The 26303-nt window shown below is 73.8% G+C and carries 22 protein-coding genes and 1 riboswitch; of the genes, 12 read left to right on the forward strand and 10 right to left on the reverse strand.

All coding sequences use genetic code 11. The annotated features are described in order from the left end of the window. Positions 1 to 76 precede the first annotated feature (76 nt). Entirely contained in the window at positions 77 to 1222 is a 1146-nt protein-coding gene (locus HNR21_RS26020) for an NDMA-dependent alcohol dehydrogenase (protein WP_182707278.1), read from the forward strand. 80 nt (positions 1223 to 1302) lie between these two features. Here the strand turns inward: HNR21_RS26020 and HNR21_RS26025 are convergent, their stop codons facing one another. After that, a complete protein-coding gene (locus HNR21_RS26025) occupies positions 1303 to 2901 on the reverse strand; it encodes a HEAT repeat domain-containing protein (protein WP_182707279.1) in 1599 nt (532 codons plus the stop codon). A gap of 222 nt (positions 2902 to 3123) precedes the next feature. Beyond that, positions 3124 to 3266: riboswitch (cyclic di-AMP (ydaO/yuaA leader) on the forward strand. Positions 3267 to 3654: 388 nt separating this feature from the next. Between HNR21_RS26025 and HNR21_RS26030 the strand changes: the two genes are divergently transcribed. The 5 genes from HNR21_RS26030 (at position 3655) to HNR21_RS26050 (ending at position 8850) form a co-directional block, all read left to right on the forward strand. Then, a complete protein-coding gene (locus HNR21_RS26030) occupies positions 3655 to 4401 on the forward strand; it encodes a peptidoglycan recognition protein family protein (RefSeq protein WP_182707280.1) in 747 nt (248 codons plus the stop codon). 173 nt (positions 4402 to 4574) lie between these two features. Beyond that, positions 4575 to 5912 (forward strand): serine/threonine-protein kinase, encoded by a 1338-nt coding sequence (locus HNR21_RS26035; RefSeq protein ID WP_182707281.1) that lies wholly within the window; start codon positions 4575 to 4577, stop codon positions 5910 to 5912. A gap of 185 nt (positions 5913 to 6097) precedes the next feature. Then, positions 6098 to 6889, forward strand: a complete 792-nt coding sequence (locus tag HNR21_RS26040; protein ID WP_119729953.1) for an SGNH/GDSL hydrolase family protein — start codon at positions 6098 to 6100, stop codon at positions 6887 to 6889. Positions 6890 to 7106: 217 nt separating this feature from the next. Then, positions 7107 to 7634 (forward strand): DinB family protein, encoded by a 528-nt coding sequence (locus HNR21_RS26045; RefSeq protein WP_182707282.1) that lies wholly within the window; start codon positions 7107 to 7109, stop codon positions 7632 to 7634. 181 nt (positions 7635 to 7815) lie between these two features. Then, on the forward strand, positions 7816 to 8850 hold the full coding sequence (locus HNR21_RS26050; protein WP_246442338.1) for an NAD(P)-dependent alcohol dehydrogenase: 1035 nt from the start codon (positions 7816 to 7818) through the stop codon (positions 8848 to 8850). Positions 8851 to 8854: 4 nt separating this feature from the next. On the opposite strand, the gene HNR21_RS26055 is transcribed toward HNR21_RS26050, so the two are convergent. Continuing rightward, positions 8855 to 9373 (reverse strand): flavin reductase family protein, encoded by a 519-nt coding sequence (locus HNR21_RS26055; RefSeq protein WP_182707283.1) that lies wholly within the window; start codon positions 9371 to 9373, stop codon positions 8855 to 8857. 227 nt (positions 9374 to 9600) lie between these two features. Between HNR21_RS26055 and HNR21_RS26060 the strand changes: the two genes are divergently transcribed. The 4 genes from HNR21_RS26060 (at position 9601) to HNR21_RS26075 (ending at position 14332) form a co-directional block, all read left to right on the forward strand. After that, complete coding sequence (locus tag HNR21_RS26060) at positions 9601 to 10452, forward strand: DUF72 domain-containing protein (protein WP_182707284.1); 852 nt, start codon at positions 9601 to 9603, stop codon at positions 10450 to 10452. A 15-nt stretch (positions 10453 to 10467) separates the two neighbouring features. Further along, positions 10468 to 12024 carry an MDR family MFS transporter gene (locus HNR21_RS26065; RefSeq protein WP_182707285.1) on the forward strand — a complete coding sequence of 519 codons (1557 nt, stop codon included), beginning with the start codon at positions 10468 to 10470 and terminating at the stop codon, positions 12022 to 12024. 129 nt (positions 12025 to 12153) lie between these two features. After that, positions 12154 to 13110, forward strand: a complete 957-nt coding sequence (locus HNR21_RS26070) for a PDR/VanB family oxidoreductase (RefSeq protein WP_182707286.1) — start codon at positions 12154 to 12156, stop codon at positions 13108 to 13110. Between the two features lie 16 nt (positions 13111 to 13126). Further along, the gene (locus tag HNR21_RS26075) at positions 13127 to 14332 is read left to right on the forward strand and encodes a cytochrome P450 (RefSeq protein ID WP_182707287.1); all 1206 of its coding nucleotides are present in this window, start codon (positions 13127 to 13129) and stop codon (positions 14330 to 14332) included. Between the two features lie 60 nt (positions 14333 to 14392). On the opposite strand, the gene HNR21_RS26080 is transcribed toward HNR21_RS26075, so the two are convergent. Next, complete coding sequence (locus tag HNR21_RS26080; protein ID WP_182707288.1) at positions 14393 to 15748, reverse strand: MFS transporter; 1356 nt, start codon at positions 15746 to 15748, stop codon at positions 14393 to 14395. 127 nt (positions 15749 to 15875) lie between these two features. On the opposite strand from HNR21_RS26080, the gene HNR21_RS26085 reads away from it, so the two are divergent. After that, positions 15876 to 16625 carry an IclR family transcriptional regulator gene (locus HNR21_RS26085; protein WP_312881281.1) on the forward strand — a complete coding sequence of 250 codons (750 nt, stop codon included), beginning with the start codon at positions 15876 to 15878 and terminating at the stop codon, positions 16623 to 16625. Positions 16626 to 16811: 186 nt separating this feature from the next. Beyond that, the gene (locus tag HNR21_RS26090) at positions 16812 to 17117 is read left to right on the forward strand and encodes a helix-turn-helix transcriptional regulator (RefSeq protein ID WP_182707290.1); all 306 of its coding nucleotides are present in this window, start codon (positions 16812 to 16814) and stop codon (positions 17115 to 17117) included. A gap of 7 nt (positions 17118 to 17124) precedes the next feature. On the opposite strand, the gene HNR21_RS26095 is transcribed toward HNR21_RS26090, so the two are convergent. The 7 genes from HNR21_RS26095 to HNR21_RS26125 all read right to left on the reverse strand — a co-directional run bounded on the left by HNR21_RS26095 (position 17125) and on the right by HNR21_RS26125 (position 26191). Then, positions 17125 to 18048, reverse strand: a complete 924-nt coding sequence (locus HNR21_RS26095) for a LysR family transcriptional regulator (protein WP_182707291.1) — start codon at positions 18046 to 18048, stop codon at positions 17125 to 17127. 315 nt (positions 18049 to 18363) lie between these two features. Next, on the reverse strand, positions 18364 to 19110 hold the full coding sequence (locus HNR21_RS26100) for a maleylpyruvate isomerase family mycothiol-dependent enzyme (protein WP_182707292.1): 747 nt from the start codon (positions 19108 to 19110) through the stop codon (positions 18364 to 18366). Positions 19111 to 19133: 23 nt separating this feature from the next. Then, complete coding sequence (locus tag HNR21_RS26105) at positions 19134 to 20279, reverse strand: hypothetical protein (protein WP_182707293.1); 1146 nt, start codon at positions 20277 to 20279, stop codon at positions 19134 to 19136. Between the two features lie 117 nt (positions 20280 to 20396). Further along, positions 20397 to 21872, reverse strand: coding sequence for an FAD-dependent monooxygenase (locus HNR21_RS26110; protein WP_182707294.1), 1476 nt, complete (start codon positions 21870 to 21872; stop codon positions 20397 to 20399). A gap of 36 nt (positions 21873 to 21908) precedes the next feature. Continuing rightward, entirely contained in the window at positions 21909 to 23267 is a 1359-nt protein-coding gene (locus tag HNR21_RS26115; RefSeq protein ID WP_312881282.1) for a serine/threonine-protein kinase, read from the reverse strand. After that, on the reverse strand, positions 23254 to 25302 hold the full coding sequence (locus tag HNR21_RS26120) for a serine/threonine-protein kinase (protein WP_182707296.1): 2049 nt from the start codon (positions 25300 to 25302) through the stop codon (positions 23254 to 23256). The genes HNR21_RS26115 and HNR21_RS26120 overlap by 14 nt, the downstream gene beginning before the upstream one ends. A gap of 259 nt (positions 25303 to 25561) precedes the next feature. Next, positions 25562 to 26191: an HNH endonuclease family protein gene (locus HNR21_RS26125; protein WP_119729938.1), complete on the reverse strand. Its 630-nt coding sequence runs from the start codon at positions 26189 to 26191 to the stop codon at positions 25562 to 25564. Positions 26192 to 26303 lie beyond the last annotated feature (112 nt).

A 26303-nucleotide genomic window follows, 5' to 3' on the forward strand; every position in this document is an offset into this window, starting at 1 on the left:
GTCGCCGGTGCCGCTGCGGATGGAGCCCCCTGTCCGGCGTGTCCGGGACGACGGGCTCAGATCCGAGGAGACGCCAGTGCAGACTCGAGCGGCCATCCTGTGGGAACCCCGCACCGACTGGAGCATCGAGGACATCGAGCTCGACGATCCGAAGGCCGGGGAGGTCAAGGTCAGGCTCGCCGCGGCGGGTCTGTGCCACTCCGACGAGCACCTGCGCACCGGGGACATGGTGCTCGACCCCGAGATCGCGCAGCTGATGGGGTGGGAGCAGTTCCCGATCATCGGCGGGCACGAGGGGGCCGGGGAGGTCGTCGAGGTCGGTCCCGGCGTCACGACGCTGCAGGAGGGCGACCACGTCGTCCTGTCGTTCGTCCCGGCCTGCGGCCGCTGCCCGTCGTGCGCCATGGGCCGCCAGCACCTGTGCGACCTCGGCGCCTTCCTGCTCGGCGGCCGGCAGATCGGCGACATGACGGCGCGGCACCACGCCAAGAGCGGCAGGGACCTCGGGATCATGTGCCTGCTCGGCACGTTCGCGCCGTACACCGTGGTCAGCGAGGCGTCCTGCGTGAAGATCGACGACGGGATCCCGCTCGACAAGGCCGCCCTGGTCGGCTGCGGCGTCACCACCGGATGGGGCGCGGCCGTCAACGCCGCCGACGTCCAGCCGGGCGAGACCGTCGTCGTGATCGGCCTGGGCGGCATCGGGATGAACGCCGTGCAGGGCGCGGCCATGGCCGGCGCCCGGCACGTCATCGCCGTCGACCCGGTCGAGTGGAAGCGGGACCGGGCCGGGGTCTTCGGCGCCACCCACACCGCGGCGTCGGTCGAGGAGGCCGCGGCCATGATCGCGGAGATGACCTGGGGCGCCAACGCCGACAAGGCGATCCTCACCACGGGCGTGGCCACCGGCGACCTCATCGGCCCGATGATGGGGATGGTCGCCAAGGGCGGCCGCGGGGTGGTCACCGCGGTCGCGCCGATCTCCCAGGAGAACGTCCAGCTCAACCTGTTCGACCTGGCGATGCAGCGCAAGGAGCTGGTCGGCTGCATCTTCGGCAACGCCAACCCGCGCCGTGACATCCCGCGCCTGCTGCGCCTGTACGAGGAGGGCAGGCTCAAGCTCGACGAGCTGGTGACCAACACCTACGCCCTCGACGAGGTGAACCAGGGCTACCAGGACATGCTCGAGGGCAAGAACATCCGCGGGATGATCAAGTACTGATCCGGGGACCGGTACGGCCCGCCGGGCCGTACCGGTCCGGGAATCAGGCGCGTCTACCAGGGAGGAGGCCCTGCCGCCGTTCAGCCTGCTCGGTCCAGGTGCGCCAGGGCCTTGGCCGTGAAAGTGCGGACGTAGTGGTCGGGGTCGTCCTGTCCGCGTTCGAGGTGCGGGCGCAGCGTGTCCTGCTCGGCGGACGTCAGGCTCTCCTGCTCGACCAGCAGCAGGAACTTCAGTGCCGCGCCCTGGCGTACGGCGTGGTGGGCGTCGTCCAGCAACCGCAGCCGACCGGCGAAGTCCATCTCGCCGAACCGCTCGGCGAGATGGAGCGCGGTGGAACGCACCCGTCCCTCGGGATGTCCGAGCAGCGCCGGCAGCAGGGGGCGCACCTCCGGGATGTGCCACAGGGCGTTGTGGCAGGCGTCGGCGTGCTCCACATCGCGGGTGAGCAGGCGCGTCAGCCGTTCCGCCGACCGGCGTGCCAGTTCGCGCACCGCGGGGTCGTCGGCGGGAGGCGGGAGCGGCAGGCCGGGCACGCGTCCGGCCCGCCACCGCTCCAGCCCGCCGCGCGGGGAACCGTCGAACCGCTGGAAGAAGGCGCCCAGCCCGGCGACCGCGCCCAGGCGCACCGGCTCGGCCGGATCGTCGAGCAGGCCGAAGATCAGTTCGGCCTCGGGGACGCCGCCGGCGGCGCCCAACGCCCGGACCGCCGCACCGCGCAACTCGGCCTCCTGCCGTCCGGTCCCCGCGAGGAACCGCCGCAGCAGGTCGGCGCCCAGCTCCCAGGCCGTCGCGCCGCGCGGTCCGGTCTCCTGCCGTCCGGGTCCGGTGACGAATCGCCGTAGCAGGTCGACGGCCTCGGCCGTGCCGGCTCCGGCCAGCGCCTCGGCCGCGCCGGGCCCGCACTCGGGGTCGGCCAGCCAGGCGGCCGCAGGCGCGACGGCCTCGGGCACGCGGTGCGCGGCCAGCGCACCGAACAGCACGTTGCGTGCGTGGGGCTCGGTCTCGGCTTCAAGGGCGGCCAACAGAGCTTCGGTCACCCGCGGCTCGGGATCCCACAACCGGCGCCAGGCCGCCTCACGCGTCTCGGGGTCGGCATCCGGGCCCATACCGGGGATGCCGGCCTGCGGGCGGGCCAGCATGTGCAGCGCCCGTCGTCGCACCTCGTCCGGCCCGGTGCGGACCAGATCGGCGAAGACGGCGTCGGCCTCGGGCAGCAGCCGCAGCAGGAGCCTGGCGGGCCCCCAGATCAGGGGGTCGGGGTCGGCGAGCAGCGGCACCAGCGCCCCGGTCGGCACCGGCACTCCGAACCGCAGCAGCCAGTCGAGCACCACGGGCCGGCTGCGCAACTCGCCGTCCCCGACCCGCTGGACGAAGGCCGCGGCCACCGCGGGCCCGGTCGCACCGAGCCGGTCCAGCGCGTTCACCGCACGCCGCCGGACCTCGGCGTCGGGATCGGAGCACAGCGCCACCAGCGGCCCGATCGGCGCCGCCTCGCCCTGCCCGCCCAGTCCCAGCGCGGCCGCCGCGCGTACCTGCGGCGCCGGATCCCCGGCCAGGGCGGTCAACTCGGCGACGTGCCCGGGAGCGCGGCTCAGCCCCTTGGCCGCCGCCGCACGACGCGCGGGATCGGCCGAGCCGATCTCACGCAGGAAGAACGCGACCTGATGCCCCGCGACCATGCCCCACCCCCGACCGCTTCTGCCGAGAAGACGCCCCAGACCCACGCCCGGTTGGCACACCACCGCCCGACCACAGGCCCCGGGGTCCTGCCGGGGTGGCGGGCAAGGAGATCCCCGGAACCGCCAGGTAGATCTTTTTGGGGAAACTTGTCCGGTTTTGGGGTTTTCAATACGATCTAGTCGCATTCATCGTCGCCGTCGATGATCGCCTCCGCCGGAGGCGGACGACGGCCGCCGAGTCCGCTCCGACCACCGTCGAGCGGAGCCGGGGACCCACTGTTTCCGGGGTGAATCCGCCTTGTGCGGTAGGGCGTCTCCTGGCCCGAACCCGTCAGCTAACCCGGTAGGCGTCAAGGAGAGGAGAAGATCGTGGAGGAACGTCGCTCCATCGTCCGGCGCCCCCACCGGCGCGCCACGGATCCCCTGACCTTCGCCGCGCACGGGCTCCCCGGTCACGTGCCGCCGGCGTTCCATCGGCCGTCGACGGCCTGACGGCCTTCCCGGGCGGGCGGTTCTGAGCCCCTCCGGGAACGGCACGAAGACCATCGCGGGTTCCGGCACGCCCTGACCATTCCGAAACCCGCGAAACCCGCGAAACCCGAAAGGGCGATGCGCCCGCCGGCCATTGCACGTGCCCGGGAAATCCGGACGGCGGCGCGGTTCGCCCGTCCACGTCACGCCCTTCGGCCGACGCATTTCTCTGCCATCACGCAGAGCACTCGTTCTTTCACGCACAGCAGGATGGGATCCTTCATGCCCGCAAGGCCCAAGCACCGTAAGACGCAGACCCCCGCGATGTCCCGGCGCAGGCTCCTCGTCGCCGGCGGAGTCCTCGCCGCGGGAACGCTTCTCGAAGTGTCCGGCTACGCCGCCGACGCCACGGCCTCCTCCGACTCGGACCGGACCCCGGACCGGCGCAAGGCGCGCGAGGCCGCCGGTCGCCGTTCCGGGCACGACATGCCGCGCATCCGCACACGCGCCGACTGGAACGCCAGGCCCGCCCCCGCTCCCCGGCTGGTCCGCGAGGCCCCGAAGTTCGTCGTCGTCCACCACACGGCGACGCCGAACGTGGACGACTTCTCGCTCGAACAGGCGTACCGGCTGTCCCGCAGCATCCAGAGCGCCCACATGGGCGTCAACGGCTGGCCCGACACCGGCCAGCACTTCACCATCAGCCGGGGCGGCCACATCATGGAAGGCCGCCAGGGCAGCATCGACGCGGCGCGCAGGGGCTTCTTCGTCGAGGGCACCCACGCGGGCCGCGCCAACGACTTCACCGTGGGCATCGAGTGCGAGGGCACCTACAGCGACGTGCTGCCGCCCGAGCCCCTGCTGGCCTCCCTCACCGAGACCCTCGCCTGGCTGTGCCGCCAGTACGACCTGGACCCGCGGGAGGCGATCGTCCCCCACCGCCACTTCAGCTCCACCGAATGCTGCGGAACCGCCTTCGCCGCAGCGCTGCCCAACCTGCGGGGCGTCGTGGAGGACCTGCTCGGCTGAGCCGCCGCCGTACGTCCCGGGCCCCGTTCTGCCGGGCTTCCGCGCGCGGGCACGGAAGGGCGGCCCGTCCGTCGATGTCCGGTCCGGCGGACGAAGCCGTGTGCGGTCCGATCGAGCCTGGGGACGCCGGGATGCGTACCAACGGGCGTAGGCCGTAGGAAGGGGACGGCTCCATGCGCCCAGGGGTCCGCATCGCCGCCCGGTACCGGCTGGAACGACGGCTCGGCGAAGGCGGGAAGACCGAAGTGTGGCAGGCCGCCGACGAGGTCGGGGGCCGCCGTGTCGCGATCCGGCTGCTGCACCCGGGACGAGCGGCGGATCCGGTGGTGCGCGGCGGGTTCAGGAGCGGCGCGCGGGCGGCGGCGGGGCTGACCCATCCCCGCATCGCCGCCGTGCTCGACCACGGCGAGGCGGACGGCGTCGACGGCCGTCCCATCCCCTACCGGGTGACGGAGTTCCTCGAGGGGCGCATGCCGGAGGGCGGTCTTGCGGGGCGGGAGGCGATCGCGGTGCTCGTGCAGGTCGCCGAGGCCCTGGCCGCCGCGCACGAGGCCGGGGTCGCGCACGGCGATCTGCGGCCGGCGAAGGTCGTGCTGGGCGAGGACGGCGTCAAGGTGCGCGACTTCGCCCTCGGCACCGAGCCCGCCGACCCCGCCTACCTGCCGCCGGAACGGCAGATCGGCCCGGCGGCCGACGTCTACGCGCTGGGCGTGATGCTCTCCGAGGCGCTGACCGGCGAGCGCAACCCGGACGGCCGCCGCCCCCCGCACGTCTCGCTGGAGGTCGCCGAACTGTGCCGGCGCTGCCAGGCGTACGAGCCGGACCAGCGGCCCACCGCCCACGAGGTGCGTTCCGTGCTGATCGGGGCCGCGGCCGAACCGGAGCCGTCCCCCGAGCCGCCGCCTCCGCCCTCCCCCGGGCGCATGCCGATCGGCCCCGCCCGCATGCTCGCCCTCACGACGGTGGTCGGTCTGGTCGCGGCGGCGACGCTCACCGTCGTGACCGTCCCCGGTGCGGAGCCGCCCGGCCGCCGCGCGGCGCCTCCCCTGGCCACCCCGTCCGGCCCGCCGCCGTCCGCCTCCGTTCCCCCGTCCGGATCCCCGTCCCCGTCTCCGTCGTCCGGTTCGCCCTCCCCGGAGCCGATACCGACGTCCCCGAGCCCGTCGCCGCCCTCGGTGGTGACCCCGGCCCTCCGTCCGCCGGACCGCGCGACCCTGGTGCACAGGCTCAGCCGCGTACGGGAGGCGATCGAAGCCGGCCGCCAGTACGGCGAGATCCACCCCCAGGTGGCGGCCGAACTCGACGCGCTCGTCACCGACTTCCAGGGCGAACTGGCCGCCCATCGCCCCGTCGCCGTCGAACAGCGCCTCGACCTGCTGTGCACCAAGGTCGCCGAACGCTACCGGGCGGGCGCCATGACCAGGTCCCGGGCTCGGGAGATCCTCCACGCCCTGGACGCCGTCGACGACCCCGTCCACGTCGCCCCGGCGTCCCTGCGGATCCCGTTCTGAGCGGAATCCCGAAATCCCCGGCGTCCGTATACCGCCGGCGGGGCACCGGCGTGAAACCCGCACAATCGACCGGTCGCGTCAATGGCAAAAAATGCCAAAACAACAAAACAAATCGGCTGCTCCCCGGGCGCGGAATTCCGATGTATAAGTGAGGCCGTACCCTCCAACCACCCCCTGGAGAGCAGATGCGCGTCCCCCGCCGCGCGCTTACCACCGTTTGCGCGCTCATCCTCGCCATCGCCCTGACCGCCCTCGCCCCGCCCGCCTCCGCCGCCACCGTCAATTATGTCGCACTCGGCGATTCCTACTCGTCGGGACTCGGAGCCGGAAGTTACGACTCCGCCAGCGGAAGCTGCCAGCGCAGCAACAACGCCTATCCGAAACTGTGGGCGAACGCCAACTCCCCCGCCTCGTTCCGGTTCGTCGCCTGCTCGGGGGCCACCACCACGTCCGTCATGAACGACCAGCTCGGCGCCCTCGGCTCCGGCACCACCCTGGTCACCATCACGGTCGGCGGCAACGACGCCGGGTTCGCGAAGGTCATGGAGACGTGCGTGCTGGGCTCCGACTCGACCTGCCTCAACGCCGTCAACACCGCCAAGACCTTCATGCAGAACCAGCTTCCGGGCCGGCTCGACACGCTCTACCGGGCGATCCGCTCGCGGGCCCCCTCCGCGCGCGTGGTGGTGCTCGACTATCCGCGGCTCTACAAGATCGTGAACGTGTGCGTCGGGCTCAGCAACACCAAGCGGACCGCGCTGAACGGCGCGGCGGACCTCCTGGACAGCGTCATCGCCAGTGCCGCCGGCCGGGCGAACTTCACCCTCTCCGGCGTGCGGGACGAGTTCATGGGACACGAATTGTGCAGCGGCCATGACTGGCTGAACGCCGTCACCATTCCCATCAACCACTCCTACCACCCGACCGCCCTCGGCCAGCGCAGCGGATACTACGCCGCCCTCAACTCGGTGCTCTGAGCACACGACGGCCCACATTTCGAAAGCGTTCCGCCGACGGCGGGGACATCCGAACACCGGATGTCCCCGTCCGGCCGTCTCATCGAACGTCGCCGCCGGAGCGAGCCGTGCGCATTCCGCTCCGCGGCCGGGCGGATTCCCCGGGTCCGGCGGCGAGCGGCTCGCAGGGGCGGATAACCGTTTTCCAGGCCGGGCGACGATATGCCAGAGTCGGCCGGTGAACACATCTCGACGTGATCTGCTGCGCTGGCAGTTCGACCTGACCTGGGCGTTGTTCGACCACCACCTGGAACGGCTGGTCGCCGAGGACTTCCTGTGGGAGCCCGCTCCGCTCTGCTGGACGGTGCGCCCGGACGAGGACGGGACATGGGTGCCGGACTGGGCGGAGACCGAGCCCGAGCCCGTGCCGGTCCCCACGATCGGCTGGCTGAGCTGGCATATCGGCTGGTGGTGGAGCGTCGCCATCGACCACGCACAGTGCCGGAGGCCCCGGGAACGGACCGAGATCACCTGGCCGGGGGACGGGAAGGCGGCCGTCGCGTGGCTGCGCGATCTTCGTGAGGAGTGGCTGACCGTGCTGGACCGGCTCACCGACGCCGACCTGGACGCCCCCGCCCCGTTCCCCTGGCGGAACGACCCCGCGCACACCGTCGCCCACATGGTCGGCTGGGTGAACTCCGAGCTGATGAAGAACGCCGCCGAGATCGGCCAGCTCCGGCTGCTGCGCGCCGCCTCCCAGGAGTGAACCGGGTCCCACGGGGCCCGTCCCCCGGCCAGGCGGAGGCCCTGGTCGGCGCGCCGGCAGGCCGGGTCGTTTGGGGGCCGTGGCCGGGGTAGGGGGCTCATCGCGATCCGCCGGACGCGGGGTCCGGCGGATGGCGTCTCGTGTCGGACGTTCGGGATCGATCGGACGGAGGGCGGGGCCGATGCGCACGATGCGGGCGGTCCGGGTCGTCGGGTATCACGAGGACCTGCGGCTGGAGGAGGTTCCGGTGCCCGAGCCGGAGGGGCCGTTCGACGTGGTCGTGAAGATCGGCGGCGCCGGGGTGTGCCGTACCGACCTGCACATCCTCGAGGGCCAGTGGGCGGACAGGTCGGGGGTGCGGCTGCCGTACACGATCGGGCACGAGAACGCCGGGTGGGTGCATGCGACGGGATCCGCGGTCGCCAACGTCGCCGAGGGGGACAAGGTGATCGTGCACCCGATGATCACCTGCGGGCTGTGCCGGGCCTGCCGGGCCGGGGACGACGTGCACTGCGAGGACGGCCGGTTCCCGGGGATCGACACCGACGGCGGGTACGCCGACTACCTCAGGACCTCCGCGCGCAGCGTGGTGAAGCTCGACGGGTCGCTGGAGCCCGCCGACGTGGCGGCGTTCGCCGACGCCGGGCTGACGGCCTACCACGCCGCGGCCAAGGCGGCGCGGCGGCTGACCCCGCGCGACCGGTGCGTGGTCATCGGGGCCGGAGGGCTCGGGCACATCGGCGTCCAGGTGCTCAAGGCGATCAGCCCCGCCGAGCTGATCGTGGTCGACCGCAACCCGGAGGCGGTGGAGCTCGCGAAGTCCATCGGGGCCGACCACGGCGTCGTCGCGGACGGCGGGCAGGTCGAGGCGGTCCTCGACCTCACCGGCGGGCACGGGGCCGAGGCGGTCGTCGACTTCGTGGGCGAGGGCGGAGCGACCTCCGAGGGGGTGCGGATGCTGCGCCGGGCGGGCGAGTACCACGTGGTCGGGTACGGGGAGAACATCGACGTCCCGACGATCGACATCATCTCCCGCGAGATCGGCTTCATCGGGAACCTGGTGGGGTCCTACAACGACCTGTGCGACCTGATGGCCCTCGCCGCCCGGGGCGCGGTCACCCTGCACACCAGGAAGTACGCCCTCGAGGACTTCCAGTCGGCCGTCGACGACCTGGAAGCGGGCCGGGTCCGGGGCCGCGCGATCCTCGTCCCCTGAACGGTCACCCGGCCGGGTGGCCTGGGTCCATGTCGGGAAGGTCCTCGAAGCCCATCGGCCGGTCGGCGGAGTCGATCTCGACGTGGACCGGCCGCAGCAGGAAGCCGACGTGGTCGCCCAGGTCGAAGCGGCCCTCGATCGCGCCCACCAGCCGGCGGGGCGACGCGGCCAGCAGGGGGACGCCGCCCGGGCCGGGCCGCCAGGCGCAGCGGGCGAACTTGTCGACCTCGTCGCCGGTCTCCTCGCCGAACAGGGCCGCCAGCTCCTGCTGCTCGTCGTCCTCGCCGACGACGTGCACGGCCAGCAGCCCGGCGTTCCCGGCGACCCGGTACGTGCGATTGAGCCGGGACAGGCAGACCAGGAACCGGAACGGCTCGATGCTGGTCTGGGTGGTGAAGCCGACCAGGCACCCCGCCCTCGTCCCCTCGGCGGGGTCGACGGTCGTCACCACGAACATCGGGTAGTCGAACCCGGCGATGAACTTCTTGAGCAGGTCTTCGTCCGGTCCCGTCCCAGAGATCATGCCCTCACACTAAGCCCGCGCGAGCGCGGGCGCTCATCCGGACCGACGTTCACGGTTTCGGATTTGTCATTCGACTTACACGCCGAGACTTTCACGGAACCGCATACTGAGCGGCACTGGAAATCACGAGCAAAGCCTCAGGGGCGCCGGGATTCCGCGGCGGCCGTGGGGCGGCGGCGCATGGCCGCCCGGGCCGGGCCGGAGCGGGGTTCGGTAGGTTCGCGGGCATGCGGCTTCATGTGGGGTGTGCGATGTGGACGCACGCGCCGTGGCGGGGACGGTACCTTCCCCATCCCCTTCCGGCGGAGGAGCGATTGCGGGCCTATGCGAGCTGGTGCAACGCGGTGGAGGGGAACACGACGTTCTATGCCACCCCGGCGCGGAGCACGGTGGAGTCGTGGGCGGCACAGACGGACCCGGACTTCCGGTTCGTGCTGAAGCTGCCCAAGACGGTGACGCATGTGGCGCGGCTCGCCGACGCGGAGACCGAGCTCCGGGAGTTCCTGACGGCGATCGAGCCGCTGGGGCCGCGGGCCCATGCGCTGTGGGTGCAGTTGCCGGGGTCGTTCGGGCCCGGTGACGTGGGCGCGCTGGCGGCGTTCCTGCAACGGCTGCCGAAGTCCCACCGGTACGCCGTCGAGGTGCGGCACCGGGCGTTCTTCGAGGACGAACGCGCGACGCGGCTGCTGGAACGGGCGCTCGGCCAGGTCGGGGCGGAGTGGATCCCGTTCGACACCACGGCGTTCTTCACCACCCCGCCGACCAGCGACGCCGAGCGGGACGCCTGGATGAAGAAGCCGCGCATGCCCCGCCGGTCGGCCCCGCTCACCGACCGGCCGATCATCCGCTACCTGGGACGGGACGACACCGAACGGACGGTCGAGGGCTGGCGGTTCTGGGTCGACGCGGTGACCGGGTGGCTGCGCGAGGGACGCTCGCCGACCGTGTTCGTCCACACCCCGGACAACGCCGAGGCGCTCGTGCTCGCCCGCCGCTTCCACGAGGAGGTGCGGGCGCGGACGCCCGAGGTGGAGCCGCTGCCCGAGCCGATGCCCGCGGAGCCGCCGACCCTGTTCTGACCCCCTGGAGGCCGCATGAGCGACACCGCGTCGCCGGCGCAGGACCTGGAGCCGCCCCCGCACTTCAGGATGATCTTCGCCGGGCTGATGACGGCGATGCTGCTGGCCTCGCTGGACCAGACGATCGTGGCCACGGCGCTGCCGACCATCGTGGGGGAACTGGCCGGGGTCGGGCTGCTGGCCTGGGTGACCACCGCGTACGTGCTGGCCGCGACCGTCGCGATGCCGGTCTACGGGCGGCTGGGCGACCTGCTGGGCCGCAAGGCGCTGTACCTGAGCGCCATCGGGCTGTTCGTCGCCGGGTCGGTGGTCGCGGCCCTGGCCCCGGACATGGTCACGCTGATCGTGGGGCGCGGGGTGCAGGGGCTGGGCGGCGGCGGCCTGATCATCACCTCTCAGGCGATCATCGCCGACCTGGTGCCGCCCCGGCACCGGGCGCGCTACATGGCGCCGATGGGGGCGGTGTTCGCGCTGTCGGCGCTGGCGGGGCCGCTGCTGGGCGGCTGGTTCACCGACCGCGCCGGGTGGCGCTGGTGCTTCTGGATCAACCTGCCGCTGGGCCTGCTCGCCCTCGGGATCTGCGCGTACGCGCTGCGGCTGCCGCGCCGCAGGGTCCGGGTGGCGCTCGACCGGCTCGGCATCGCGCTGATGGCCGTGGCGGTGTCCTGCACGGTGCTGGTGGCGACGTGGGGCGGCACCGAGTACGCCTGGTCCGACCCGGTGATCTGGGGCCTGGCCGCGGGCGGGCTGGTGGCGTGGACGCTGTTCTTCCTGGCCGAGCGGCGGGCCGCGGAGCCGGTGGTCCCGCCGCGGCTGTTCCGCAGCCGCACGTTCAACCTCGCCACGCTGATCGGGATGATCGTGGCCGGGGTGGGGATGTTCGCCACCGTCGGCTACATGCCGACGTACCTGCAGATGGTGTACGGGGCGAGCGCCACCGAGTCGGGCCTGCTGCTGCTGCCGATGGTGGCCGGCGTCGCGGGCACCGCCCTGCCGTCCGCGCAGCTCATCGGCAGGACCGGCCGGTACAAGGTCTTCCCGGTCGCCGGGGTCGCCATCGCCGGCGTCACCACGCTGCTGCTGTCCACGATGGACACCGGCACCCCGCTGTACGTGGTGTGCGGTTACGTGTTCCTGCTGGGCGCCGGCATCGGCCTGTTCATGCAGAACCTCGTGCTGGCCGTGCAGAACGACTTCCCCGCGGGCGACGTCGGCACCGCCACGTCCGCCAACAACTTCTTCCGCGAGATCGGCGCCACGCTGGGCGCGGCCGGGGTCGGCGCGGTGTTCTCCCACCGCCTCACCGAACGGCTCGCCGGGCGGGAGACGGCCGTGGGCGACGTCGACTCCCTCACCCCGGCGCTGGTGCGCGCCCTCCCCGACCAGGTCCAGGACCAGGTGGTGCTGGCCTACCAGCAGGCGCTGACCCCGGTGTTCCTGTACCTGGCGCCGCTGTTCGCGGTGGCCCTGGCGCTGGCCCTGTGGCTGCCGGACAAGAAGCTGGCCGCCACCCACGCCGAGATGGGCGCGAGCCCGCCGGTCGTCGACGAGACGATGCCGAGCAAGAGCTGAACGCTCACGGCCGCGGGCCCGGTCGTCGGCGCGTTCGGTGGTGCGCCTCTCATTCATTGAAAAGCCCGGTTCCCGGTGACGGGTGTTCGGTCGATCCTCGCGGTCTGCCCCTGATGCGAGGAGGAGTCGATGGCGAGCGAGGTGATCGACGGGGCCGTCGAGTTGCGGGTGGCGGACAAGCGGGCCGTCGCCGATGGCGTGGTGGCGCTGACGCTGGTCCGGCCCGACGGCCGGCGGCTGCCGGACTGGGCGCCCGGCGCGCATGTGGATCTGGTGCTGCCGGGCGGGCTGACCCGGCAGTACTCGCTGTGCGGCGACCGGTGGGACGCGTACTCCTACCGGGTCGCGGTGCTGCGGGAGCCGGACGGGCGCGGCGGGTCGGCGTTCATCCACGACGAGCTGGAGGTCGGGGCGACGGTCGGGCTGGGCGGGCCGCGCAACAACTTCCGGCTCGTGCCGTCGGAACGGTACCTGTTCGTCGCCGGCGGGATCGGGATCACGCCGCTGCTGCCGATGGTGCGGCAGGCGGCGATGCTGGGGACGGACTGGCGGCTGCTGTACGGGGGGCGTTCGCGGGCGTCGATGGCGTTCCTGGACGAGCTGGAGCCGTACGGGGACCGGGTGACCGTGATGCCGCAGGACGAGCAGGGGCTGCTCGACCTGGACGCCTGGCTATCGGAGGCGCGTCCCGACACCAAGGTGTACTGCTGCGGCCCGGCGTCGCTGCTGGAGGCGGTGGAACGGCGGTGCGCGACCTGGCCGCCGGGGCTGCTGCGCACCGAGCGGTTCGTGGCCCGGGTGCGGGACGGGGCGCGGGACGAGCCGTTCGAGCTGGTGCTGGCGCGGTCGGGGCTGACGCTGAAGGTCCCGGCGGGCCGGTCGGTGCTGCAGGCCCTCGGTGACGCGGGGATCGGCGTGCTGTCGTCCTGTCGGCAGGGGCTGTGCGGGACCTGCGAGACCGCCGTGCTGGAGGGCGAGCCCGACCATCGCGACGCGCTGCTGGACGACGCCGAGCGCGCCGCCGGGGACTGCATGTTCGTGTGCGTGTCCCGGGCGCGTTCCGAGCGGCTGGTGCTGGACCTGTGACCCGGGAGGGCTTTCGATGATCGTTCATGACGTCCCCGTCGGCATCCCCGTCAGTGACGCCGACCCGTTCGCCGACGACGTGCTGGAGGAGCCCGCGCCGCTGCAGGCCGAGCTGCGCGACGCCGGGCCGGTGGTGTTCCTGCGCCGGTACGGGGTGTACGGGCTGGCCCGCTACGAGGAGGTGCACGCGGCGCTGACCGACTGGCAGCGGCTCCAGTCGGGGGCGGGCGTGGGGCTGAGCAACTTCCGCTACGAGAGGCCGTGGCGTCCGCCGAGCCTGCTGCTGGAGGCCGACCCGCCGCGCCACGACGCGCCGCGGGCGGTGCTGTCGAGGATCCTGGTGCCGCGGGCGCTGCGGCGGCTGCGCGAGGCGTGGTTCGCCGACGCGGAGGCCCTGGTGGACGAGGTCCTGGCCGAGCGCGAGTTCGACGCGGTGGAGCGGATCGCCCGGGCGTTCCCGCTGCGGGTCTTCCCGGACGCGGTGGGGCTGGGCCCGGACGGGCGGGAGAACCTGCTGCCGTACGGGGACCACGCGTTCAACGCCTTCGGCCCGCCCAACCACCTGGTCGAGAAGGGCGAGCCCCGGGTGGCGGAGCTGTCGGCCTGGGTGAACGCCCAGTGCGCGCGGGAGCGGCTGGCGCCGGGCGGCTTCGGGGCCCGGATCTGGGAGGCGGCCGACAAGGGCGACATCACCCACGAGCAGGCCCCGCTGGTCGTGCGTTCGCTGCTGACGGCGGGCGTCGACACCACCGTGCACGGGCTGGGCGCGGTGCTGTACGCGTTCGCCGCCGACCCCGGCCAGTGGCGGCGGCTGCGGGAGGACCCCTCGCTGGCGCGGGTGGCGTTCGACGAGGCGGTGCGGTGGCAGTCGCCGGTGCAGACGTTCTTCCGGACCGCGGTCGGCGAGGTGGAGATCGGCGGCACGGTGATCCCGGACGGGGCGAAGGTGCTGATGTTCCTGGGCGCCGCCAACCGGGACCCCCGCCGGTGGGAGGACCCCGACGTCTTCGACCTGTCCCGCGACCCGTCCGCGCACGTGGGCTTCGGGATGGGCGTCCACCAGTGCGTGGGCCAGCACGTCGCGCGTCTGGAGGCCGAGGCGGTGCTGACCGCGCTGGCCCGCCGGGTGGAACGGTTCGAGCTGGCGGGTCCGCCCCGGCGGCACCTCAACAACACGCTGCGGGCCTGGGAGTCCCTGCCGATGCGGGTCCACCCGGCCTGACCCGGGCGACACGAAGGGGCTCTGCGGGGACGATCCCGCAGAGCCCCTTTCAGCGTGCGGTCAGGCGGAGGCCGCCGCCGTGCTGGGAGCGCCCGCCGTGGAACGTTCCGCAGAGATCCGGAACGCGTGCACGGCCACGCCGCCGAGCACCAGCACCCCGGCGACCAGCAGGTACAGCCGGCCCGCCGTCCAGTCGGCGTCCAGCAGCCGGCCCGCCACGATCGGGGACACGATCGCCCCGATGCGGCCGATGCCGATGCCCCAGCCCACGCCGGTCGCCCGGACCGAGGGGTCGTAGACCAGCGGGGTGAGGGCGTACAGGCCCGCGACGCACCCGTTGACGAACACCCCGATTAGCGCGCCCAGCGCGAACACCACCCCGTACACCGACGTGGCCGGGACGAACACCGCCAGCAGCGCCGCCGTCGCGAGCAGGTAGCCGACCAGCACGTGCCGGAGCGCGAACCGGGCCGCCAGCAGGCCCAGCAGCGTGGCGCCGAAGATCCCGCCGAGGTTGAGCAGCACCCCGCCGGTGATCCCCTGGTCGGCCGACATCCCGGCCTCGACCAGCAGCTTGGGGGTCCAGCTGGTGACGAAGTAGAACCCGAACATCACCAGGAAGAAGCTCAGCCAGGTCAGCAGGGTGTTGCGGCGCAGGTCGGGGGCCAGGATCCGGGCGAGCCCCGGCCCGGCCTCCCGGCCCTTGGCGGGGGCGGGCGGCAGGGCGTCGACGGGGGCGTGCCGCATCGCGGTCAGCAGCCGGTTGAGCCGCTCCAGGGCGCCCGCCGGGCGGCGGGTGAGCAGGAAGTCCAGCGACTCGGGCAGCCGCCACAGCACGACGGGGATGAGCAGCGCGGTGGCGACCGCGCCGAACGCGAACACCGGCCGCCAGCCGCCGTTGTCCAGCAGCACGGCCGCGATCACGCCGCCGGCCGTCGCGCCGATCGCGTAGCCGGTGGAGTTGAGGCTGACCGCCAGGCCCCGCCAGCGGCGGTTGGCGTACTCGGCGGCGATGACGTTGCTGCTGGCCAGGATGCCGCCGATGCCGATCCCGGTGAGCACCCGCAGCAGTCCCAGCTGCACGGCGTTCTGGCTGGCCGCCGACAGGCCCATCCCGGACGCGGAGATCGTCAGGCAGATCAGGATCATCGCCCGGCGGCCGATCCGGTCGGCCAGCGGGGCCAGGAACAGCGAGCCCAGCGCCATCCCGACCAGGCCCGCGCTCAGCAGCAGCCCGAGTTGCGACCCCGACAGCGCCCACTCGTCGGAGACGCTGTCGGCGGTGAACGACATCACCAGCACGTCGAAGCCGTCGAGCACGTTCAGCAGGACGCACACGGCGATCGCCGACCACTGCAGCGGGGACATCGGGCCGTCGTCGAGCCGGGCCCGCAGGCCGGCGGGGGGTGCATTCATGGAAGACGCCTCCTCACGGGGTGGATCAGCGTCCGAGCATGAGCTGCGCCACATCGCGCGGCCATAGGCTTTCCGTTCAATGGATGAGGCTGCTGCGGGTCGTGACCTGCGGCGGAATGATGGCGGGGTGGCCAGGTCGTCCAGCGGGGAGTCGGTGCTCACCCGGGTCGTGCGGATCTTCGAGTCGTTCGGCCCCGACTCCCCCGTGCTCACGGTCAGCGAGATCAGCCGGCGGGCCCGGCTGCCGCTGGCCACGGTCTCCCGGATGGTGGACGAGATGACCCGGCACGGGCTGCTGGCGCGGGACGAGCGGCGGCGGGTGCGGATCGGCACCCGGATGTGGGAGCTGGCCGAGCGGGCCTCGCCGATGCTGCGGCTGCGCGAGACGGCGGTGCCGTTCATGGGCGACCTGCAGTCGGTGGTCGGGCACTCCACCCAGCTCGGCGTGCTGGACGGCACCGAGGTGCTGTTCGTCGAGCGGTTCACCGCGCCCGGCTCGGTCGTCAACCTCACCCGGATCGCCGGGCGGATGCCGCTGAACGCCTCCTCGTCGGGCCTGGTGCTGCTCGCCCATGCCCCGGCGGACCTGCGCGAGCGGGTGGTGCGGGGGCCGCTGCCCGCGTTCACCGACGCGACGATCGTCGACGAGCGGACGCTGCGGGCCACGCTCGCCGACGTGCGCGCCCGCGGGTTCGCGTTCTGTCCCGGGCACGTCCACCCGGACGCCACCGGCATCGCCGTGCCGGTCCGGGCGTCCGGGCAGGTGGTGGCGGCGCTGGGCCTGGTCGTCCCCAACGACGACCAGGCCTGGTCCCTGATCCGGCCGCTCCAGCTCACCGGCCTGGCCCTCAGCCGCGCCCTCAGCACGCACAGGTGACCGCCGGGCTGCCGGCCGGCGTTCTCTTCGCCGCCGAGGGCGATCATGGGCGGCGGCTCGTTCGCGGGCGCCGTGACGCTCCGCCCGTTCGTCCTGCGGGCGCGCGGGCCGTTCGATCGGCGCGGCGGCTGACGAGGACCGTGCGGCCCACCGGCTCACGGCGGGCCGCACGGTCCTCGTCAGCGGGTGAACGTGCCGGTCAGGGGCAGGGGGACGCTGAACGAGCTGGCCGAGGAGCTGCACCTGGCCCCCCGCCACCTGATCCGGCTGTTCAAGTCGGCGACCGGGCTGCCGCCGATGGCGTACCTGGCGCAGCACCGGGTGGAACGGGCGGCGTCCCTGCTGCTGCACACCGACCAGCCGATCACCCAGATCGGGCAGGCGGTGGGCTGGGCCGACCAGAACTACTTCGCCCGCCGGTTCAAGGCCCACTACGGGCTGACCGCGACCACGTACCGGCGGCGGTTCCGGCACCGGGCGGTGCGGTTGTGAGCGTTCGTCAACCGTCCTGATCCGGGAGTTCGTCCATCTCGGCGGCGATCCGGGCGGCGGTCTCGCGCAGCCAGATGTGGGCGGCGTCCTGGGTGTGCACCGGGTGCCACCACAGCGCCTCCTGGAGCGGCACCGCCTCGAAGGGACAGGGCAGGATCCGCACCGGGGCCACCGGGTGCAGCCGGCGGGCCAGGCGTTCCTGGATCAGGGCGACCCGGCGGGTGCCGGCGACCAGGGCGGGCAGCGACTGGAAGCTCTGCACGGACACCTCGACCCGCGGCTCCAGGCCGAGCATGGCGAGCTGCCGGGTGACCGGGGTGTCGAACGGGCGCCGGTAGACCACCCAGGGCAGGCGGGCCAGGTCGTCGAGGGTGATCTCGTCGCCGATCTCGGGATGGTCGCCGGAGACCAGGCACACCCACCGGTCCCGGTACAGCTCCACGGTCGGGAGCCCGCTGATCACGCCGTGCGGCATCAGCACCCCGTCCACCGCCGACAGCGCGGTGTCGGTGTTCTCGATGACCTCCGTGCCCACGTGCCGGAAGTGCAGCCGCACGCCCGGCGCCCGGTCGTGCACCGCGCGGGCCAGCCCGGCGCCGAACACCGCGATCGCGTAGTCGGAGGCCAGCAGCGTGAACTCGCGCCGCCCGGTGGCCGGGTCGAAGTCGGCCCGGCTGTTGAACAGCCGTTCCAGCAGGTCGCAGGCGGCGGCGGCAGGCGCGCGCAGGGCGGTGCCCAGCGGGGTCAGCTCGTGGCTGTTGCCGGTCCGCACCAGCAGCGGATCGCCGAAGTGGTGGCGCAGCCGGGCCAGCGCCGCGCTGGTGGCGGGCTGGCTCAGCCCGATCCGCCGGCCGGCCCGGGTGACGTTGCGCTCCTCGAGCAGGGCGCGCAGGGCGACCAGCAGATTCAGATCGAGGCTGGCGAGATTCATGACGGCGACCTCGGATTATTCGTCGGCTCGATGAAGGGCATCGAGGCAATCCATTACCAGGATTGAACGCGGATGCCTCATGGTGGGGTGGATCACACCGGGAGGCAAATCATGGCTCGCGTTCGCGGCAAGGTCGTCGTCTCCGGCGCCGCCCTGGCCCGCGAGGCCGCCATCGCCGAGGCCCCCTCGGCCGCACGGGCATCCCCGAGGAGGTCGCGTCACTGGTCGTCTCCGACGAGTCCGCCTACATCAGCGGCGCCAAGTCCATCTCCGACGCCCTCCGCGGGGCTGTTGTGCCGCGCCCGTGACGCCCGCTCAGGCGGCGTAGTTGCGGAGGACGCGCAGGGCGGTGGCGGCGTGCGGGCCCTCGGCGCGCAGGGAGGTGTCCTCGGGGCGCAGGCGGCGGGCGCCGACCCGGCAGAACTCGCCCACCGGGCCGGTGATCACGCTCGGGGCGTCGGCGTCGCCGAACTCCCAGCGTTCGCCGTCCGGGCCGGTCAGCTCGCAGCGGACCGGGCCGCCCTGCTCGCCGGCCACCGCGAACGCGTACGGCAGGGTGCGCTGCGCGAGCCGGGCGATGTGCCGCAGGCGGGGGGTGTCGGGGTAGCCGACGCCGAGCGGTTCGGTGACGTCCAGGGCGTGCGCCCAGTGCTCGGCGATCCGGGTGGCGGCGAGGGTGCGCGGCGACAGCGGGACCGCCGCCCACTGCAGGCGGGTCCCGGCGGGGCAGCCGCGCAGCGCCTCCAGCTCCGCCGCGGCGGACTCGCGCCAGCGCTGGAAGACCTGGTCGGGGGGCGCGCCGCGGTCCGCGGCGACCATGCGGTCCATCAGCTCGTCCAGCGGGACGCCCTCCGGCCGGGAGAACGGCGACCGTTCACCGGCGACGCTGGCCACGACGAGCTCGTTGGTCTGCGCCAGATGCAGCACCACGTCGCTGATCGTCCATCCGGCCGCACCGGACCCGGTCTCCCACATCTGCGGCGACAACGCCGCGAGCACGGTCTCCAGGCTCGCGTGCTCGGCGGCGAGGTCGTCGAACACGTCCGTTTCCCCGTGGATCATCACCCCACGGTACCGAACGAGATTCAGGAACCGTAGCGGTACACGACCGGCCCCTGTTCCACGGACGAGTAGCGGTATCCGGCCGCCAGCGCCGACCCGGTGCCCGGAATCGCCGCCAGGGCGGCCCAGTGGAAACCGGTCCGCGGGGACGTCAGCTCCTGCCGGGTGAGCTCGCCGCCCTGATACCGCAGGGTTCCGATGGAGACGGTGGTGTAGGAGTACGGGTCGCCCGCCTCGGGAGTGGCGGTGATCGTCTCCTCGTTGGCCGCCGCCCAGAAGCCTCCCGCGCCGTCACCGGCGAGAAGCCGTACGTTGAGGGCGGGCAGCCGCGTCTCGGCCCATCCGGCGCCGTTCCACCGCAGCAGCGCCGTGCCCGGCTGCGACCAGTCGCCCTGCTGGAAACCGACCGCCACCCACACGTCCTGCGGACCCACGGTGAGGACCTCGTCGATGCGCGGCGTCACCTCCCCGTAGTTCGGGTCGGGCGCGGCGGGCACCTCGATCTCCGGCAGCGCGACGGTCTCCCAGGCGCGGCCGTCCCAGTGCACCAGCCGCCCGCCCGCGACGCCCCAGATGTCGTCGGGGGCGCGGACGCTGACCTCCCGCAGGCCGTCCGGCGCGGGCAGGGTGCGCGGGCGGCCGTCGAGGAAGTGCCGGAACGAGACCTGCCGGGTCTGCTCGTCCACGCTCACCGTCCAGGCGTGCCGTCCGCCGAGGACGTCCAGGTCCAGAACGGTTCCGGCGTCCGACGCCGCGATCCGCCAGCGCCGGCCGTCCCAGCGGGACACCACGGAACGGGTGGCCTCGGTGATGTCGGAGGGTTCGGGGGCGATCGCTACGCCCGCCGTCCACACGTCGCCCGGCGCGGACGCCTCGATCAGGGTGATCTCCCGGAGCGGGAATCCCCTGGGTCCTCGCGGGACGGCGGCCTGGATCCATTCCGTTCCGTTCCAGCGGCGGAGCAGCGGCGCGGTGAAGTAACTGCCGTTGCGGGGGTCGAACTCGTCGGTGGTGTATCTGCCCGCCGCCCAGGCATTGCCGGAATCGGTGGCGGCCAGGTCGTTGAGGTGGGTGTCGTACGCGCTCTGGAACGACACCTGCCATCCGGTCACGGGTTCGGCCGACGCCGCCGGAATCGCAGCCGCCCCGAGCCCTACGGCCAGGGTCATCGCCGCCATGATGCGATATGCGTTCATATGAACTCGACGGCCACGTTCCGGCCGCGGTTGGCCCGGCGCGGATGAACAAAAACAAAACCGCCGGCGGAAAAGGTCGTGAGCCGGGTGTCAGGGCTGGAGGGCTGGGGCGGTGGGGGCGCCGCAGTGGCGGTGGAGCGCCGTCTGGACGGCGGTGACGGGGTGGGGGTGGTCGGCGGCCCAGGCGATGTAGGCGTCGGGGCGGACCAGGACGGTGTGGCGGGTGGTGGCTCCGGCCTCGGTGACCTGGACGCGGTCGGACCAGGAGACGACGGCGGTCTCCCGGGGGCGTTCGCCGGGCGGCGCCACCAGCAGGAAACGGCCGTCGCGGAGCGCCTCGTAGAGCCGCCGTCCGCCGGCGAGCGGGACGTCGGGGGCGCGCCGGCCGGTCAGCGGGTGCTCGCCGGGCGGGCGCGGGCAGGCGATGTCGATCCCGGACACGGTGCCCGCGGCACGGCGCACGAGGGGACGGACGTTCATCGCCGCCCGGGCCAGCGTGCCGCGCGCCGCGCGCAGCGGACGCGGGCCGAGCAGGGCCGTCCGGACGAGGGCGCCGCTGGCCCGCAGCACCGTCCGGCCGACCGGGTGGCGTTCGGCGTGGTAGGAGTCCAGCAGGTCGGGCGGCGCCCAGCCGTGCACCGCGGCGGCCAGTTTCCAGCCGAGGTTGGCGGCGTCCTGCAGCCCGGTGTTCATGCCCATCCCGCCGGCCGGGGAGTGGACGTGCGCGGCGTCCCCGGCCAGGAACACCCGGCCGGACCGGTAGCGCGGCACCTGCCGTTCGTCGCTGTGGAACCGCGACATCCAGCGGGGGTCGTGCATGCCGTAGTCGGTGCCCAGCGCCCGCCGCACCACCTCGCGGATCTCCGCCAGTTCGACCGGCGCGTCGTCGGGGAGCTGCCGGCGGCGGTTCCAGGCGATCACCCGGTACCAGCCGTCGCCGAACGGGGCCAGGAACGCGAACCCGCCCCCGTCGGCGTTCACGGTCACCACCTCCGGCGGGGTCCGGGTCAGGCGGACGTCGGCCAGCATCACCGACCGCACCACCGAACGCCCGGGGAAGTCCAGCCCCAGCGTCCGCCGCACCGTGCTGTGCACCCCGTCCGCCCCCACCACGTAGCGGGCGCGGATGCGGCGGGTCCTGCCGCGCCGGTCCCGCACGGTCACGTCGACGCCCGCGGGATCCTGGCGCAGCGCGACCACCTCGGTGCCCGGCCGGAACTCCGCCCCGTACGCCCGGGCACGGGCCTCCAGCAGCCGCTCGGTCTGGTACTGCGGGGTGATGAGCACGTACGGGAACCGGCCGGGCAGCACCGACAGGTCCAGCTCCGTCTCCCCGAACAGCCGCAGCCGCCGCACCACCGCCCCGGTGGCGATCAGCTCGTCGGCCAGGCCGCGCGCGTCGAGCTGTTCCAGGGTCCGGGCGTGCACGGCGAACGCGCGGGACAGGTTGGACTCCTCCTCGCGGCGTTCCACCACGAGGCAGCCGACTCCGGCGGCGGCCAGGTCACCGGCCAGCAGCAGCCCGGTCGGCCCGGCGCCCACGACGAGTACCTCCGCGTGCTCCATCACCGGTTGGTACCCGGTGAGCGCGCGGCGGAACGATCAGTGGACGCCGGTGGCCCGGTCCGCGCCGGGCCGGCCGGTGCTGCCGTACATCCCGCTCTGCACCCTGAAGCCGTCCACCGAGACGGTCCTGCGGACGGTCCCCGGCGGGAAGCGGTACTCGATCCGCCACGTGGTCCGCTGCGGCAGGGCCGGTATGGCGAAACTCCGGCGCCACGGGAGCCGCACGTTCCGCAGCGTGGTCGTCCGCCCGTTCACCGTGTAGGTCAACGAGGTCAGCGTGACGTCGCCGGTCAGCAGGAACTCCAGCGTCCGAGCCGGCGCCCGGGTGGCCGTGGCCGTCGCCGTCGGCGAGGGCCGGTCCCCCGGCGCCTGGGACGCGGCCGGATCGGGGGCCGTCGCGTACCGGCCTGCCACCGGCACGGCGATGACGAGCGCGGTGCCGACGCCCGCCGCGCCGAGCAGCAGCGCACGCCGGCGCTTCGGGGACCGGATCGGCGCGGGCGGGCGGGCGGCGCTCCGGCGGCGCCTGCCGATCTCGGCGACGACCGCGGGCGGCAGCCAGGAGGCCGTCTCATCCGGTACCGCCCGGGCGAGCCGTTCGGCCAGTTCCTCGGCCGTGGGACGGCGCTCCGGCACGCGGTCCATGCAGGCCGCGATGAGCTCCCGCAACCCGTTGTCCGGCACGGCGTCCAGCCGGGGCGGCTCCCGCCGGATGCGGAGCATCGTGACGTGCCACGGCCCCTCGCCGAAGGGCGCGGTGCCGGTGCAGGCGTACACCAGCGTGGAGCCGAACGAGAACACGTCGCCGGCGGGGCCGGTCCGGGCGCCGGCGGCCTGCTCGGGGGACATGAACCCCGGGGAGCCCGCCGGGACCTCCGGGCGGGTGGCCGCGGCCGGCTCCAGGGCGCGGGAGACGCCGAAGTCGATCAGCCGCGGGCCGTCCAGGGTCAGCAGGACGTTCGACGGTTTCACGTCGCCGTGCACGACTCCGGCCCGGTGGACGGACGCCAGCGCCTCCGCGACGCCCGCCGCCATGCGCCACACCGCGTCCACGGGCAGGGGTCCCGCCTCGGCGACCGCGTCGCCCAGCGAGACCGACGGCAGGAACTCGGTCACCAGCCAGGGGATCCGCGCGTCCGGATCGGCGTCGACGACCGGCGCGGTGAAGCCGCCGTCGACCGCCCGGGCCGTGGTCACCTCGCGGCGGAACCTGTCCCGGAACTCGGGGTCCGCGGCGAACTCCGGATGCACCGTCTTGATGGCGACGGTGCGTCCGGCGGCGGACCGCCCCAGGTAGACGACCCCCATGCCACCGGAGCCGAGGCGCGCCAGCACCCGGTACCGGCGGCCTGCGGGCCCGATGCTCCGGGGGTCTGCGGGTTCAAGGGGTCGCACCCGCGCCTCCCGGTCGAGCGGCTTCGCCGGAGGGCGGGGCCAGGGCCAGGACGTGGCCGTCCCTGGTGCCGACGAACACCAGCCCGGCGAGGCCCACCGGCCCGTCGGTCAGGTTGGAGTCCGCGCCGTACGACCACAGGACCCGCCCGTCGGCGGCGTCCAGCGCGTACACCCTGCGGTCGGTGCCCCCCACGTACAGCCGGTCGCCGGACAGGCCGAGGGAGTTGGCGTGACCGTAGCCGGCTCCCTCGCCGCGGCCGATCCGGCGCGACCACACCGGCTCCCCGGTCGCGGCCCGGAGGGCGATGACCGTCCCGTCGTACTTGCTGAGGTAGACGTTCCCGCCGCCCAGCTCGCAACCGAAGCCCGTCCCGCCGTTCGGCCTGCGCCAGGCGGCCTTCCCGTCCTCCAGGCGCACCGCGTGCCAGGCGTCCTGGCCGCAGGCGAACGCCAGTCCGTGGCCGACGCGCAGGTTCCAGGCGTTGTCGAGCCGATACGACCACTTTCTCCGGCCGTCGCGGGCGTCCAGTCCGGTCATCTCCGTCTCGGAGAGCGCCACCACGACGCCCTCGGCGGCGGCGAGCCCGTGCTCGGCGTTGACGCCGGCGGTCCACCGCTGCCCGCCGGTGCCGGCGTCCAGTCCCCTGAGCCGGCCGGTGCCGCCGCTGCAGAGCAGCGACCCGGCGGCCGCCTGCCGGAAGGCGAACGACCCGAACGGCACCCGGTGGCTCCACAGGACCTTCCCCGACCCCGCGCGCACGGCCGTCAGCACCGGATTGACGTTCGTGGCCAGATAGGCCGCGTTCCCGCCGACGGCGACGGGCAGCGGGGCGGGCCGTTCCCACAGCACCCGGCCGGTGCGCGGATCCAGCGCGCGGACCTCGTCGGCCGCCTCCGCCAGGATCACCCCGTCCGCGACGTGCAGGGCGGGCTGGTCGTCGCTCACCTTGGTCCTCCAGCGCGGCACCGGCTGGGGCGGCGGCACCGCCGACGCCCGCGGAGCCGACGACCGCCGGGGCCTGCCGTCGTCGCGATCGGCGCCCCGCCCCAGCAGCGGCACGCCCGCCACCGCCGCGGTCACCGCGCCGGTCCCCACCACGGCGATCAGCCTCCGGCGGCCCAGCAGGCCACCGGCCGGCGCCGGCGGCCGGTCCTCCTCGGCGGCGCGGCGGTCGATCTCCTCGGCGATCGGGGGCGGCAGCCAGCCGGTGCCCTCCAGCGGCGGGCCCTCCGGCACGGCCAGCCGCCGCACCAGGTCCTCGGCCGAGGGCCGGTCCCGCGGGTCCTTGCGCAGGCAGGAGGTGACCAGCTCGAGCAGCCACGGTTCGGTGACGGCGTCGAGGTCGGCCCGGACCTCCTTGACGCGGAGCCGCCGGGCGCGCGCGTCGCCGGTCCCGAACGGCTCGGTGCCGGTCGCCGCGTACGCCAGCACGGCGCCGTAGGTGAAGACGTCGGCGGCGGGTCCCACGGGCTCGTCGGCCTCGATCTGCTCCGGGGCCATGAATCCCGGGGTGCCGAGGGTCGCGCCGACGCGGGTGAGGTCGCCGGCGTCCTCCGGGCGGGCGATCCCGAAGTCGATCACCCGGGGTCCGGCGGCGGTCAGCATCACGTTCGCCGGTTTGAGGTCGCGGTGGACCACCCCGGCCCGGTGCACGGCGGCCAGCGCCTCGGCCAGCCCGGCCGCCAGCGCCCGCACCGACTCCGGGGGCAGCGGCCCGTACCGGGCGATCGCGTCCCGCAGCGACAGGCCCGGCAGGTAGGCGGTCGCCAGCCAGGGCGTCGCGGCGTCCGGGTCGGCGTCCAGCACCGGGGCGGTGAACGCGCCGGTCACCCGGCGGGCGGCCGCCACCTCGCGGCGGAACCGCGCCCGGTAGCGGGGGTCGGCGGCGAAGCGCTCCCGGATGACCTTGACCGCGACGAGCCGCCCGGCGCGGGAACGGCCCAGGTAGACCACGCCCATGCCGCCGGCGCCCAGCCTGCCCAGCAGCCGGTGGGGGCCGAGCCGCCGCGGATCTCCCGGCTCCAGCGGATCCACCGTCCACCCTTCCCGCCGACATCACAGGGCGTGCCGATCATCCCACCAACAGTGCAGGAGAGTAGAGGCCCCGACCGTGGTCCGGCGAGTGTTTTCCACCGATTGGCACGGTCCGGCCGTTCAGCGCGGGCCGACCGGACCGGCCGTCCGGCGGGGGTCATCCGGCCGGTAGGGCCTGGTGGCGAACCGGCTCACCGGCCGGATGACGTCCCTGCCGTGGGTGGCGGGCTCCGCTTGTTCCGGAGCCCGGACCGGTGGTTCAGCAGGTGTTGAGCATGGCGGTCAGGGCGCTCTTCTCGGCGCTGTCGACGCTGAGGTTCCAGTACCACTTCACCTGGATCCAGGCGCGGGCGTAGGTGCAGCGGAACGCGGCGCGCGGCGGCTGCCACTCGGCCGGGTCCTTGTCGCCCTTGGCCTGGTTGACGTCGTCGGTGACGGCCCACAGTTCGGGGCCGCCGAGGTCGTTGGCGTACTGCTGCCGCTGCGAGGTCGTCCAGGCGTGGGCGCCGGAGGACCACGCCTCGGCCAGCGGCACCATGTGGTCGATGTCGACGTCGGACGCCTGGTACCAGGTGGCGCCGTCGTACGGGGAGTACCAGGAGCCGGAGGTCGGGTAGCAGGCCGAGTCGGTCACCACGTTCACGCCGTCGCGCTTGAGCACCGTCTCGCGGGTGTTGCAGGTGCCGGAGATGGTGATCCAGTGCGGGAACAGGGAGCGGTCGTAGGAGGAGTGGTTGGACTCGGCGCGCACGGTCAGCGCGGCGAGCCGGGACGCGGCGGTCGACGCGGACGGGATGTTGGGCGGGGTGGCCTCGGCCGGGGTGGCCAGGGCGGGGACGGCGAGCGCGGGGAGCACGGCCAGGGCGGCCGCGGCGAGCGATCGGCGCATCGGCGGGGGACCCTTCTGCCGCCCGCCTCGGGCAGGGACCGGTCGTCCCTGAGGGGGCCCGGGAGAGCGGCAGACCGAAGATCACCCGGAATCATGACAAAAACAATAAATC

Origin of the sequence: Thermomonospora cellulosilytica (assembly GCF_014138835.1) — a bacterium.
Taxonomy (GTDB): Bacteria; Actinomycetota; Actinomycetes; order Streptosporangiales; family Streptosporangiaceae; genus Thermomonospora; species Thermomonospora amylolytica.

Coding starts and splice junctions, on each gene's coding strand:
- HNR21_RS26050 (WP_246442338.1), top strand. CDS start 7,816: ATGCGCACGATGCGGGCGGTCCGGGTCGTCGGGTATCACGAGGACCTG.
- HNR21_RS26065 (WP_182707285.1), top strand. CDS start 10,468: ATGAGCGACACCGCGTCGCCGGCGCAGGACCTGGAGCCGCCCCCGCAC.
- HNR21_RS26025 (WP_182707279.1), bottom strand. CDS start 2,901: ATGGTCGCGGGGCATCAGGTCGCGTTCTTCCTGCGTGAGATCGGCTCG.
- HNR21_RS26060 (WP_182707284.1), top strand. CDS start 9,601: ATGCGGCTTCATGTGGGGTGTGCGATGTGGACGCACGCGCCGTGGCGG.
- HNR21_RS26100 (WP_182707292.1), bottom strand. CDS start 19,110: ATGATCCACGGGGAAACGGACGTGTTCGACGACCTCGCCGCCGAGCAC.
- HNR21_RS26070 (WP_182707286.1), top strand. CDS start 12,154: ATGGCGAGCGAGGTGATCGACGGGGCCGTCGAGTTGCGGGTGGCGGAC.
- HNR21_RS26035 (WP_182707281.1), top strand. CDS start 4,575: ATGCGCCCAGGGGTCCGCATCGCCGCCCGGTACCGGCTGGAACGACGG.
- HNR21_RS26105 (WP_182707293.1), bottom strand. CDS start 20,279: ATGACCCTGGCCGTAGGGCTCGGGGCGGCTGCGATTCCGGCGGCGTCG.
- HNR21_RS26030 (WP_182707280.1), top strand. CDS start 3,655: ATGCCCGCAAGGCCCAAGCACCGTAAGACGCAGACCCCCGCGATGTCC.
- HNR21_RS26075 (WP_182707287.1), top strand. CDS start 13,127: ATGATCGTTCATGACGTCCCCGTCGGCATCCCCGTCAGTGACGCCGAC.
- HNR21_RS26110 (WP_182707294.1), bottom strand. CDS start 21,872: ATGGAGCACGCGGAGGTACTCGTCGTGGGCGCCGGGCCGACCGGGCTG.
- HNR21_RS26040 (WP_119729953.1), top strand. CDS start 6,098: ATGCGCGTCCCCCGCCGCGCGCTTACCACCGTTTGCGCGCTCATCCTC.
- HNR21_RS26055 (WP_182707283.1), bottom strand. CDS start 9,373: ATGATCTCTGGGACGGGACCGGACGAAGACCTGCTCAAGAAGTTCATC.
- HNR21_RS26125 (WP_119729938.1), bottom strand. CDS start 26,191: ATGCGCCGATCGCTCGCCGCGGCCGCCCTGGCCGTGCTCCCCGCGCTC.
- HNR21_RS26080 (WP_182707288.1), bottom strand. CDS start 15,748: ATGAATGCACCCCCCGCCGGCCTGCGGGCCCGGCTCGACGACGGCCCG.
- HNR21_RS26095 (WP_182707291.1), bottom strand. CDS start 18,048: ATGAATCTCGCCAGCCTCGATCTGAATCTGCTGGTCGCCCTGCGCGCC.